The organism is Stenotrophomonas sp. C9D9, from assembly GCF_056491205.1.
Map to the genome: position 1 here is coordinate 1,714,714 of NZ_JBSZIF010000004.1, position 10,948 is coordinate 1,725,661.

The window sequence follows — 10,948 nt, forward strand, 5'->3', positions numbered from 1 at the left end:
CGTTCGACCGGGCGTGAAGGATTGGACGTTCAGTCGGACGTGGTGAGGCGGCGGTACTCGCTCGGTGTCTGCCCGGTGGCGCGCTTGAACGCGCTGTTGAAGGTCGACTTGCTGCCGAAGCCGGCGGCCAGGCCGATGTCCAGCACGCTGCGGAGGTCGGACGGATCGGACAGGCATGCCCTCGCGGCAGCGACGCGGAAGCTGTTCACGAACTCGGAAAAGCTCTGGCCGAGGCCCTGGTTGAGCGCCTGCGAGACCTGGTTGGGTGACCACCCGCTGCGCTGGCTGAGGGACTGAAGGTCCAGCCCGGGCGCTTCATGCAGGCGTTCGTCCCGCATCAATGCGGTCAGCGCGCTGGCGATGGCCGCGCACTGCGCGGCGTCGATGCCCGAGCGCTCGTAGCGTGCGACGGCGACGTCCTCGATGGGCGCGGGGATGAGATTCCCCACGCCCGGTGCGGCGGCATTCACAGGCGCGCGCAGCTGCTGCCGCACCACGCGGCAGGCCAGCAGATACATGCCGGCGGTGGTCAGCAGGCTGAGCCCGATGCTGGCCAGCAGCGGAGCGGCGTGCGGCGGCCATCGGTTCATCGCGCTGGCAAGCCAGCAGCCTGTCATCACGATCGCCAGCCCGCGCAGTCCGCTGCGTTGGATCGCGGTTCCGCGCGGGGCCGAAGACGTACGCAGCGACAGCCACAGCGTGGCCAGCAGGTAGGGCGTGCCCTGCAGCAGCCAGCCATGGAAGCTGAGCTGGAACAGCGCCTTGCCCAGCGGCGAGACGTCGAAAGGCGCAACAGCGTTCAACAGGGAAACGACGAACGCGAGCATGGCCGGCAGCAGATGCGCGAGCGGCAGCAACGAAGTGTGGCCCGGTGCGGGCAACAGCAGCGCACGCGCATGGCCATACAGCAGCGGACCGAGCAGATAGACCAGCGGCACTTCGATGACCCGCAGCCAGCGCACCGCGTCGGCCGAGAGCCAGGCCTGGCCACCCAACAGCACCAGTCCGAACAGATTGGCGGCGGCGAAACAGGCGAAGAAGATGGTGAGCAGATGACTGCCACGCCGAGCGCGGCCGAAGCTCACTCCGGTGGACAAGGCGGCCAGGCCCAGAATCGCAGCGCCTGCCGCCAGCTGCAGCAGATCCGGTGGCGTCATGCGCGCAGTGTTGATGAAGCGCGCGGCAACGTCCAGCGCGGGCTGGCGGCATGCAGGCAACACAGGGGGAGATGGCGCGCCCGGAGGGATTCGAACCCCCGACCAATGGCTTCGGAAGCCACTACTCTATCCGGCTGAGCTACGGGCGCGTTGTAGAACCGCCGCGCCGTCGGCCGGTGCCGGGGCGGGCATCGCAGCGCCATGAAGCGGTGCGGGACCGGCATTCTATCCAGTTTCGCCGAACAAATCTCCCCCCACGGGCAAAGCCCTGCCAGAGGGGCAGGAGTATCCTATCGCCATGGCTGATACCCCCCTCACTTCGCCGCAGTCGCCGGCGACGCCGCGTTGGCGGCATTGCTGGAGTCTGATGCGCGCTGATCGCCCGATCGGCACGTTGCTGCTGCTGTGGCCCACCTGGTGGGCATTGTGGCTGGCCGCGGGCGGCCTGCCGCCGCTGTGGACGCTGTTCGTGTTCACCGCCGGCGTGTGGCTGACCCGCTCGGCCGGTTGCGTCATCAACGACTACGCCGACCGCTGGCTCGACCCGCATGTGGAACGCACCAAGGCGCGTCCGCTGGCCACCGGCGCAATCAGCGGCCGTGCCGCGCTGGCACTGTTTGCCGTGCTGATGCTGGTGGCGTTCGGCCTGGTGCTGACCCTGAACGGGTTGACCATCGGCCTCAGTTTCATCGGCGTGTTCCTGGCCGCCAGCTATCCGTACCTGAAGCGCTACACCCATCTGCCGCAGGTCTACCTGGGCATGTCGTTCGGCTGGGGCATCCCGATGGCGTTCGCCGCCGTGCAGGGCGAGGTGCCGATGCTGGGCTGGCTGCTGTATGCCGGCAACATCCTGTGGTCCACCGCCTACGACACCTGGTATGCCATGGTCGACCGCGAAGACGACCTGAAGATGGGCTCGCACTCCACCGCGATCCTGTTCGGTGATCTCGACCTGGTCATCCAGGGCGTGTTGTACGCGCTGTTCCTGGCCACCATGGCGCTGGTCGGCGTGCGTGGCGGGCTGGGCGGGTACTATCTGGCCGGCGTGGCCGTCGCCACCGCGCTGGTGGTGTACGAGTTCTGGATCTGCCGCCACCGCGAACGCGGCCCGTGCTTCAAGGCGTTCCTGCACAACAACTGGGTGGGTGCCGCGCTGTTTGCCGGTATCGCAGTGGACCTGGCGCTGCGTTGATCGCCCGGGGTCGGATCCCTTTCCCGCCGGGAAAGGGCTCTGACCCTTCTGCCGCGCCGATACCCGGCTCGGGGTCAGAGCCCTCTCCTGTGGAGAGGGATCCGACCCCGCCACCTACGACCAATAGGTGGCTGACAGCCCGCACCCCACCGCCCAGAATCGGTCCATCGAACCTGGGAGGGTAGGCGATGGCCTCGACGGCAGCAGTACAGGACGGCTGGATGGCGCGTGCAGCATTGCGCTCGGCCGCCTGGGCGGAAAAGTGGTTCCCCGACGCGTATGTGTTCGCGGTGCTGGGCGTGGTCATTGTCGCGCTGGCCGCGATGGGCTTCGGCTCGACCCCGCAGGCCACCGCCAGCGCCTTCGGTGACGGCTTCTGGAGCCTGATTCCCTTCACCATGCAGATGGCCTTCGTGGTCATCGGTGGCTACGCCGTGGCCACCGCGCCGGTGGTCGCGCGCTTCATCGACTTCCTGGCCCGGGTGCCGCGCACTGGCCGTGGTGCGGTGGTGTACGTGGGCCTGGTCAGCATGCTCGCCTCGCTGCTCAGCTGGGGTTTCTCGCTGGTGTTCGGCGGTCTGCTGGTGCGCGCGCTGGCCCGCCGTACCGAACTGCGCATGGACTACCGCGCGGCCGGTGCGTCGGCGTATCTCGGTCTGGGTGCGGTGTGGGCGATGGGGCTGAGCTCATCGGCCGCACAACTGCAGGCCAACCCGGCCAGCATGCCGCCGGGGCTGGTGGAGATCACCGGCGTGCTGCCGTTCACCGAAACCATCTTCCTGTGGCAGTCGATCGCGCTGACCTCGGTACTGATCCTGGCCTCGCTGCTGATTGCCTGGTTGACCGCACCCGCCGCCGGCAGCGCCCGCACCGCCGAGGAGTTCCCCGGCGCTGCGCAGGCCGAGCCGGAGCCGCTGCAGCGACGCACGCGCCCGGGCGAATGGCTGGAATACAGCCCGTTGCTGACCGTGCTGCTCTCGCTGCTGGCGTTCGGCTGGCTGTTCAACGAGTTCGCCAACAAGCCGGTGATCACGGCGATCGCCAACCTCAATACCTACAACTTCCTGTTCATTTCGCTGGGCCTGCTGCTGCACTGGCGCCCGCGCAGCTTCCTCAACGCGGTGGCCAAGGCGGTGCCGAGCACCACCGGCGTACTGATCCAGTTCCCGCTGTACGGCGGCATCGCGATGATCCTCACCCACGCCGCTGGCGGTGACGGTCAGACCCTGGCGCACCGGCTGTCGAGCCTGTTCGTGCACGTGGCCAGCACCGATTCGTTCGCGCTGGTGATGGGCGTCTACTCGGCGGTGCTGGGCTTCTTCGTGCCGTCCGGTGGCGGCAAGTGGATCATCGAGGCGCCGTACGTGATGCAGGCCGCCAACGAACTGAAGGCGCACCTGGGCTGGGCGGTGCAGGTCTACAACGCGGCCGAAGCGCTGCCGAACCTGATCAACCCGTTCTGGATGCTGCCGCTGCTGGGCGTGCTGGGCCTGAAGGCGCGCGACATCGTGGGGTTCACCTTCATCCAGCTGCTGGTGCATATCCCGCTGGTGCTGGGCCTGCTGTGGCTGCTGGGCATGACCCTGGCGTATGTGCCGCCGGTGATGCCCTGAATGCAGGGCTGGCGTCCGTGCTCGACCAGGACGCCAGCCTCGTTCAGCGCGTGTTTCCGGCGGAGCACGCCATGAATGGGCATGGCGCCAAGGCCGGCATGAGCACATGCCGATCCCGCATGAATCCTTCAGGCGCTTGTGCCTCAAGGGTCTTTGCGCGTTCATTCACGCGCGTACACACGAATGTAGCCGGCCCCCCACGCGTGATTAACCAATCGCTGCAGACGATGGCCCCGTCCACCGCATTCCGCGCGTGGCTTTCGGAGAACGGACATGGCACAGCAGAACCAGAACCCGAACCAGAAGCAACCGGGTCAGCAGAATCAGCAGGACCAGCAGCAGGGACGCCGTGACCAGCAGCAGCAACAGCAGCAGGATCAGCAGCGCAAAGAGCGCAACCAGCAGCAGGGCGGCCACGACGAAGAAGAATGACCGCGCCGCGCACGCGGAGTGACTGGCGAAGCCCCGCCCTGTGCGGGGCTTCGCTTATTCCAGCACGCCGATGCGCTGCAGGACCGGCGCCGCCGACATGTCGTTGGGATTGGTCCCGGGCTGGTCCTGTGGCACCTCCATGCCCATGCCGCGGTAAAGATCGACCCAGTGCTGTGCGATCTGCCCGGTCTGCGGGTTGCGGAAGTTCATCGGCTGCAGTGCGAACACGTGGTGCGCACGGAACGCGCGTTCGATGAAGTCCGAGCAGTAGTAGCTGTCTTCGTTCAACACGTATGACGTGTTGTACGGTTTGCCGAGCATCGTGCGCGCGGTGGCGACCGCATCCTTGATCGTTGCCTGCTGCGGTGCGCGCAGGCGATAGATCACGATCTGCCGCTGCTTGGCCCGGGCATCCTGGCGGAACTCGACCAGCGATTGCCGGCGCGATCCCTTCTCGTCCGCATGCAGTACCTCCCAGCCGTTTGACGCCGCGGCGACCAGGGCCACGTGATCGAAGCTGGGTGCGCCCTGCTTGCCGGTGGCATCGTCGATGGCGGCGCTGAGCCCGCTGCGGCCGGCGGTGACGAACAGCAGATCGCCCTCGTGGACATCGACGGCCATCGCCACCGCTGGCCACAGGGCGGGCAGCAGCAGGCCGATCAGGAGCAGGAGGCGACGCATGGGGTATCTCGGACAGGCGGAATGCCGGAATTGTAGGGCGCGCGGTAGCATGGGGCGACCGAACCGGATTCAGGATGAGCCCATGCGTCGAAACCGTTCCGCTGCCGTGCTGGTGCTTGCCTGTGGCGTGGCGCTGGTTGCCTGCACGCCCGAGCCCCAGGCGACGCCCGCGGAAGCCGCACCTGCACATCCCGCGCCGTCGTCCACGACGGCAGCGGTCCAGCACGCACCGGTGCCTGCCAGCGGTGAATGCCCCTATCCGCAGTTCGATGCGTTCCTGAAGCACTTCGGCAACGAGATCACGCTGCAGGAAAAGGCCACTGCCGATCCGCTGCTGGACAGCTACATCGATGCCGAGGCCGAGCCGGAACCGCGCAAGGTGGAAAGCCGACTGGCGCTGGCCGATGTCGAGTGGCCGGTGATGCCCGATCCCGCCGCGTTGGCCGGGCAGGGCCGTGAGATGCAGGTCAGCACGCTGGCCGATGGGCAACGACAGGTTCAGATCCGCACGCCGGACAGCAGCGACCAGCAGACCTACACCTTCGCACAGTCGCCCTGCTGGACGCTGGTCAAGCGTGAGGATGAGTCGATCTGACGCCTGTTCCGGCACAGGCGCGGCCGGGCAGCGCCTGCTAGGCTCGGAGCCTGATCCAGGCAGGGAGACGCCGATGCAGGCTCGCAGGATGCGTACCATCACCGCCACCATGGCCGTCGTGCTGGCGATGGCGCCCTTCACCGGCGCCCAGGCGCAGTCGCTGCGGGCCGACGATCGCGCCTACTTCGCCAGTGCGGCAGCCGAACAGGCTGCGCGTGACGAACTGGGCAAGCGTGTCGAGGCCTTGCAGCAGGCTTCCGCGCTTGCACCTGCGCAACGCTTCCAGCAGGCCGAGGCATTGCAGGCGCAGTGCCTGCGCCATCACACCTATCTGCATCTGCAGGCCGCCCGCAACGCGCGCGATCTTCGCCCGGCGCAGGCGCTGGACCAGGTGATGGGGCTGTGCAGCCGCATCGCCCGCACTGGTCGCGCGGCGCTGCGCGAAGCGCCCGCGGATGCGGCGTGGGCAGCACCGTATGCCTTCCTGCGCGCACGTGCGCTGAAGGAAGCTGCAGCCCCGGCCAATATCGTGCTGGATGAGGCCGTGGAGGCGCTGGCCGATCCGGCGCTGGACAGTTTCGCGCGGCTGCGTGGGCAGATCCTGCGCAGTGCCGAGTACCCGCAGATCGAGCGTGATGGTCGGCACTGGGACACCGGGCACGACAAGCAGGCACTGGCCCAGCAGCAGGACCGCGCGTTGCGGGAAGCGGGCTGGAAGGGTTACTGGCAGGGCCTGCACTCGCGCCGTGAGCCGATGGCCTCGGTGCTGCTGGGCCTGGTGCAGGTGAACGATGCCGCCGCGCGCCTGCAGGGCGATGGCTCCGCACCGGCGCGGGGCTACCAGCGGATGGGCCTGGATGCATCGGCGGTGGATGCGACGCTGCAGGCGATCGAACGCCATGCAGGGGATCGTCGCGCCTACCAGGACATGCTGCTGCACCACGCTGCGCGCTCCGGCATCGACGCGCCGCAGATCTGGGATACCACCGTGCCCGATACCGGTTACACGCCACCGGTGCTGACGCTGGCGCAGTTGCGCGACAATGCCGCCGATGCCATGCAGCACCTTGGCCCGACGTATGTTGCCGAGCTGCGCGCGCTGCTCGATCCGGTCAACCAGCGCATGGACCTGGCCACCGAGCAAGGCAATCGCAGCCATGATGCGTTCGCAGTGAATGCTCCTGGCGCGCCGGCGATGCTGTACGTCGGGGTGCGCAGGGGGGATCTGGAAAGCGATGTTGAAATCGCCCACGAAGCTGGTCATGCCATGCACGGTGAGTGGATGCAGCGCGGCCATGCGTCGCCGCTGCAGCGCAATGGCAGCCAGTGGCTGACTGAGGCGTTCGCGATCTACAACGAGCTGCGCTTCCGCGACCAGCTGTACCAGCAGGCACAGGACCCGCGCGCCAAGGCCTACTACCTGAAATCGCTGCTGGACGACATGGTGCTGCAGCTGTTCACCTCGTCCGAGGAAGCGCAGCTGGAGCAGTCGATCTATCGGGGCGTGGCCGCGGGCACCTTGGGCACCGCCGATGATCTGGACGCGCTGACCGGCCAGGTGCTGGCGCGCTTCGGTCAGGATCCGGAGCGCTATCCGCAACTGCGCAACAGCTGGATCGGCAAGCGCTTGATGTTTGAAGATCCGAACTATCTGGTGAACTACCTCTATGCAGGGCTGCTGGCAGTGCAGCTCTATGTGCAGGACCAGCGCGACCCCGAAGGGTTCCGTGAGCGCTATCTTGCCGTGCTGGGCGAAGGCTTCGACCGCGCGCCGACCGAGCAGGTGACGCAGCTGTTGGGGCACGCGCCCGACTGGCCGGCATTGGTCGATGCCGATCTGCAGGTGTTCAACCAGACGGCGGCGCAGCTGCAGGCGCTGCATGCGCAGGTTGAAGCGGGGCAGGGTGTGCGCACGCGGTAGCGCGCATCAGGTCTGGAACGGCAGGTCAGGTCGAGAAAACCCGCCAGCCCAAGGCATCGTCGCGGAGTTCGCCGGTGCCGGCGACGTCACCCACACGCAGCAACAGTCCCTGCGCATTCGGCAGGTCCTTCTGCTCGGGGAACCAGCGACGATCCGCCGCAACCACGATCAGCAGACCCTCGTCGTCGCCCATCGGTGCGAACTGCGGCGAAGCCGGGCTGATCGGTTGCAGGCCGAAACGTTGACAGGACTGTTCGCGCACCGCATCGACATCGTGGCTGGGCAGGCCGACTTCGCTCAGGCAGGTCAGCTCGCTGCCATGGAAAACGCCTTCGCGCGCACTGGCTGGCAGGCGGCGGCGGCCGATCAGTTCCAGGATCAGGCCGTCCGGGCCGGTGAAGTACACCGACTGCGATTGCCAGCTGCTTTCCAGCGCGAAGTAATCCAGTCCTGCCGGGTTGCGCTGTAGTGGCGTACGCTCGAGCAGCCAGGCCATCGCCTCGCTGAAGCGGTTGTCCGGCACGTTGAAGGCCAGGTGCACGCCTCCGACCGGACGCCCAGCCGCAGGCTGCAGTTCGATCGTGCTCCAGCCGATGTGCACATGATTGCCGACCACGCGCTGCTGCAGCACATCGTGGAAATACGCGGCGACGGTGGTGACGTCGGACACCGGCAGGGTGAGGTGAAGCAGGCGCATGGCCAATCCTCCTTGGATGCAGCCACTGTAGCGCCGGGCCATGCCCGGCGGCCACTACCGCAGTGCTTCGGCGAAGAAGCGCACCGCGACATCCACTGCCTGCGCGTGGGTGCCCGCCTTCGGAACTGAACTGCTGCAGAGCTCGGGCAGCCTCTGCAAACCAACTGCTGTACAGCCCGCCAGGAAGTCGTAGTGACCGACATCCGGCAGACGCTGCAGCGCGGCGCCCGCAATCAGTGCCTGTGCGGCCTCGCCATTGCTCTGTGGTGGCGCAACCGTGTCAGCCTCGCCCAGTACGATCGACACCGGCTGCCTCAGCGAGGACAGCTGTTCCGGCGCGAATGCCTGCACGATTGCTGGCGCCAGCAGGAATACCGCGCGCACGCCGGGGATCGCGCGCGATTCATTGGCGTGGGAGATCCATGGCGACAGTTCCGGCGAGCTTGCAGCGGCAATACGAGCCTCCATCGTGTGCGTGACGGCTTCCCGCTGGGGCCGGCAGACGCCGTCATCCGGATGCGCTTGGCAGAAGGCCAGAAGCCGCTGCAGATCGGGGCGTGCACCGGCGGCGAGCAGTGCGGTGTAGCCACCGGCGGAGAACCCGGCCACACCCAGCCGTTCGCGATCGACGTGTGGACCGAGCACGGGATCGGCCTGCACCGCCGCCAGCGCGGCGCGCAGATCATCCGCACGCAACCAGCTCAGCATGCTACCGGGCAGGGTCATCTCCTCCACGCCGTTGTTGCCGGGATGATCGACCGCGATCACCAGGTACCCGGCGTGTGCCAATGCCGTACCCAGCCAACCCATCATGCGCGCGCTGCCGCCGTTGCCGTGGGAGAGCAGCAGCGTTGGCAGGCGTGCACCCGCGACCGGCGCATCCAGTGCCGCGCGGCCGACGTCGAACAGCGGTGCATCGGGCGGACCGATTGTCAGGGCGGTTTCCCTGCTGCCAGCGGGCGCCGGATACCAGACCGTGTAGCGCAGGGCGTCGCGGTGTTGCGCATCGCGCACCACGGCGCTGGCCACCGTGGTGGTGCCGTGGCGTTCGCCTGCTTTCCAAGGCTCGCCAGCGCTGGCGCCCCCCGCGGAGGCCATCAGCATCATTCCCATCACAGTGGCTTTCATGCGCATCCTCAGCTCCTTGTCAGCGTGGGCGTTCGTCCACCGGCAGCCAGATCTCCACGCCGCCGTTGCCGGTGTGCTCGTCGAAGCGGGTGTCGTAGCGTTCCAGGTCTGGTGCATCGGCCAGGCTGAGGCCGGAGCTGGGCAGGTAATGATCCAGCAGCCAGAACCAGGTCGAGCGGATGGTCGAGATATGTCCGCCGTGCCAGGCCACAAGATAGCGACGCGCCGGCACGTCCACTCGTTGCCAGTGCGCCGGCACGGTCGGCAGCGTGCTGGCGGGCAGTGCGGCGATGTAATCAAAGCCGCCATCGTCGTCGCTGTTGCAGCACACACCGAAACTGATCGGTGCCGGCGTCGGCCATTCGCGGTTGAGCTGCGCCCATTGGCCGGGAATCGCACCGCCACTGTCGCGGGTATGCCGCATACCGATGCCCGCCACCTGGAAAGCGGGCGTGTCGAGCAGTCGCGGCGCCTCACCGCAGGCAGCCGGCGCATCCTCCACGCGGATCGCCTGTACCAGCGCCAGTCCATCGGTGCCCTGTTCGCGTACGCGCTCCGGCGTCTGCCCGAACTGTTCGCTGAAGGCGCGGGTGAACGCCGCATGGGTGGTGTAGCCCGCGCCCAGCGCGACCTGCAGGATGTCACCGGCCCCGTTGGCCAACCGCTGCGCAGCAGCGGTCAGGCGCCGTCCCCGCAGATAGCGCACCACCGAGGTGCCGGTGCGGGCCTGGAACAGGCGTGACAGATGGAACGGCGACAGCCCCGCTACGGCGGCGATATCGGCCAGCGCCAATGGCTGGTCCACATGGGTTTCGATGTACCACAACGCCTTGCCTGCCGCGCTCATCCTGCCGTTCCCCGATTCCGATGCCGGGCACAGTAGCGGATCCTCAGGCAGGGCGTTTAGCAGTTCTTGCGCTGCCGGGGCCTTGCGTCTGCCGGCGTACCGGCAACAATGTGCGCTTCATGGATGTGAGGGAGGGCAGGGAGATGCGATCGACGACGTGGGATGCCCGACCAGCGGAGCCAGGCCCATGATGGAACTGGTACTTGTCTACCTGGTGCTGCCCGCGGTGCTGACACTGGCCTTGCTGGTGCTGATGGTGAAGCGCGCGTCGCGCTGGAAGGGCAATCCCTGGCTTTATCGCGCCGGCTTCGCGTTCCTGGCCGGGTTGCTGTCACCCACGTTGCTGATGGGCGGTCACGGTGGGCTTCCCGGCCCGACCATCGGTGGGCTGGTGATGGTGCTGACGCGGTTGGAATGGATCGGTGACCTGCGTGCCAGCTTCATCGGGTTTGGCAGCAAAGACTTCGGGTTCCTGTCCGCTCCCTTCCTGGTGGTGTTCGCCCTCGCGATGTTTGTTCCGCTGCGAACGGCACGGCCGGCCCGCTTCGGTTTCGACGACGACAGCAACGGCTGACGCCGTGTGCGTGGCCATGAGGGACCGGGCGTGGGTCGGCGTTGCCCATCCACGCACGGCGTGGATCTACGGATGGGCTCTGGTAGCGCTCAACCCTGGTTGGCGCATCAA

General features: G+C 67.4%; 11 protein-coding genes and 1 tRNA gene. 6 read left to right on the forward strand and 6 right to left on the reverse strand.

The features are described from left to right. Positions 1 to 29: 29 nt before the first annotated feature. Entirely contained in the window at positions 30 to 1,220 is a 1,191-nt protein-coding gene (locus ACXI0D_RS13195; RefSeq protein WP_233490812.1) for an AraC family transcriptional regulator, read from the reverse strand. 9 nt (positions 1,221 to 1,229) lie between these two features. Next, positions 1,230 to 1,306, reverse strand: a tRNA-Arg gene (locus ACXI0D_RS13200). 149 nt (positions 1,307 to 1,455) lie between these two features. Between ACXI0D_RS13200 and ubiA the strand changes: the two genes are divergently transcribed. From ubiA to ACXI0D_RS13215, 3 genes are all read left to right on the forward strand, one after another. Continuing rightward, complete coding sequence (gene ubiA, locus ACXI0D_RS13205) at positions 1,456 to 2,349, forward strand: 4-hydroxybenzoate octaprenyltransferase (RefSeq protein ID WP_479642669.1); 894 nt, start codon at positions 1,456 to 1,458, stop codon at positions 2,347 to 2,349. 188 nt (positions 2,350 to 2,537) lie between these two features. Continuing rightward, entirely contained in the window at positions 2,538 to 3,962 is a 1,425-nt protein-coding gene (locus ACXI0D_RS13210) for a short-chain fatty acid transporter (protein ID WP_080347488.1), read from the forward strand. A 273-nt stretch (positions 3,963 to 4,235) separates the two neighbouring features. Then, the gene (locus tag ACXI0D_RS13215) at positions 4,236 to 4,394 is read left to right on the forward strand and encodes a hypothetical protein (RefSeq protein ID WP_014038817.1); all 159 of its coding nucleotides are present in this window, start codon (positions 4,236 to 4,238) and stop codon (positions 4,392 to 4,394) included. Between the two features lie 54 nt (positions 4,395 to 4,448). On the opposite strand, the gene ACXI0D_RS13220 is transcribed toward ACXI0D_RS13215, so the two are convergent. Continuing rightward, positions 4,449 to 5,075, reverse strand: coding sequence for a YiiX/YebB-like N1pC/P60 family cysteine hydrolase (locus tag ACXI0D_RS13220; protein ID WP_049444131.1), 627 nt, complete (start codon positions 5,073 to 5,075; stop codon positions 4,449 to 4,451). An 82-nt stretch (positions 5,076 to 5,157) separates the two neighbouring features. Between ACXI0D_RS13220 and ACXI0D_RS13225 the strand changes: the two genes are divergently transcribed. Together ACXI0D_RS13225 and ACXI0D_RS13230 are read left to right on the forward strand one after the other, a co-directional pair. Further along, positions 5,158 to 5,670 carry a hypothetical protein gene (locus ACXI0D_RS13225; protein ID WP_049444130.1) on the forward strand — a complete coding sequence of 171 codons (513 nt, stop codon included), beginning with the start codon at positions 5,158 to 5,160 and terminating at the stop codon, positions 5,668 to 5,670. Between the two features lie 88 nt (positions 5,671 to 5,758). After that, on the forward strand, positions 5,759 to 7,591 hold the full coding sequence (locus tag ACXI0D_RS13230; RefSeq protein ID WP_458220672.1) for a M3 family metallopeptidase: 1,833 nt from the start codon (positions 5,759 to 5,761) through the stop codon (positions 7,589 to 7,591). Positions 7,592 to 7,616: 25 nt separating this feature from the next. Here the strand turns inward: ACXI0D_RS13230 and ACXI0D_RS13235 are convergent, their stop codons facing one another. The 3 genes from ACXI0D_RS13235 to ACXI0D_RS13245 are packed head-to-tail and all read right to left on the reverse strand — an operon-like array spanning position 7,617 to position 10,263. Further along, positions 7,617 to 8,288 (reverse strand): VOC family protein, encoded by a 672-nt coding sequence (locus tag ACXI0D_RS13235; RefSeq protein ID WP_049444126.1) that lies wholly within the window; start codon positions 8,286 to 8,288, stop codon positions 7,617 to 7,619. A gap of 54 nt (positions 8,289 to 8,342) precedes the next feature. Next, positions 8,343 to 9,422 (reverse strand): alpha/beta hydrolase family protein, encoded by a 1,080-nt coding sequence (locus ACXI0D_RS13240; protein WP_458220674.1) that lies wholly within the window; start codon positions 9,420 to 9,422, stop codon positions 8,343 to 8,345. Between the two features lie 13 nt (positions 9,423 to 9,435). Further along, positions 9,436 to 10,263 carry an AraC family transcriptional regulator gene (locus tag ACXI0D_RS13245; protein WP_101766242.1) on the reverse strand — a complete coding sequence of 276 codons (828 nt, stop codon included), beginning with the start codon at positions 10,261 to 10,263 and terminating at the stop codon, positions 9,436 to 9,438. Between the two features lie 187 nt (positions 10,264 to 10,450). Here ACXI0D_RS13245 and ACXI0D_RS13250 point away from each other — a divergent pair, with 187 nt between their 5' ends. Then, positions 10,451 to 10,837, forward strand: coding sequence for a hypothetical protein (locus tag ACXI0D_RS13250; protein ID WP_049444120.1), 387 nt, complete (start codon positions 10,451 to 10,453; stop codon positions 10,835 to 10,837). Positions 10,838 to 10,948 lie beyond the last annotated feature (111 nt).

Bases quoted from the DNA above. Each gene is read 5' to 3' on its own strand.
- ACXI0D_RS13240 (WP_458220674.1), bottom strand. From the start codon at position 9,422: ATGCGCATGAAAGCCACTGTGATGGGAATGATGCTGATGGCCTCCGCG.
- ACXI0D_RS13210 (WP_080347488.1), top strand. From the start codon at position 2,538: ATGGCCTCGACGGCAGCAGTACAGGACGGCTGGATGGCGCGTGCAGCA.
- ACXI0D_RS13215 (WP_014038817.1), top strand. From the start codon at position 4,236: ATGGCACAGCAGAACCAGAACCCGAACCAGAAGCAACCGGGTCAGCAG.
- ACXI0D_RS13230 (WP_458220672.1), top strand. From the start codon at position 5,759: ATGCGTACCATCACCGCCACCATGGCCGTCGTGCTGGCGATGGCGCCC.
- ACXI0D_RS13250 (WP_049444120.1), top strand. From the start codon at position 10,451: ATGATGGAACTGGTACTTGTCTACCTGGTGCTGCCCGCGGTGCTGACA.
- ACXI0D_RS13225 (WP_049444130.1), top strand. From the start codon at position 5,158: ATGCGTCGAAACCGTTCCGCTGCCGTGCTGGTGCTTGCCTGTGGCGTG.
- ubiA (WP_479642669.1), top strand. From the start codon at position 1,456: ATGGCTGATACCCCCCTCACTTCGCCGCAGTCGCCGGCGACGCCGCGT.
- ACXI0D_RS13245 (WP_101766242.1), bottom strand. From the start codon at position 10,263: ATGAGCGCGGCAGGCAAGGCGTTGTGGTACATCGAAACCCATGTGGAC.
- ACXI0D_RS13235 (WP_049444126.1), bottom strand. From the start codon at position 8,288: ATGCGCCTGCTTCACCTCACCCTGCCGGTGTCCGACGTCACCACCGTC.
- ACXI0D_RS13220 (WP_049444131.1), bottom strand. From the start codon at position 5,075: ATGCGTCGCCTCCTGCTCCTGATCGGCCTGCTGCTGCCCGCCCTGTGG.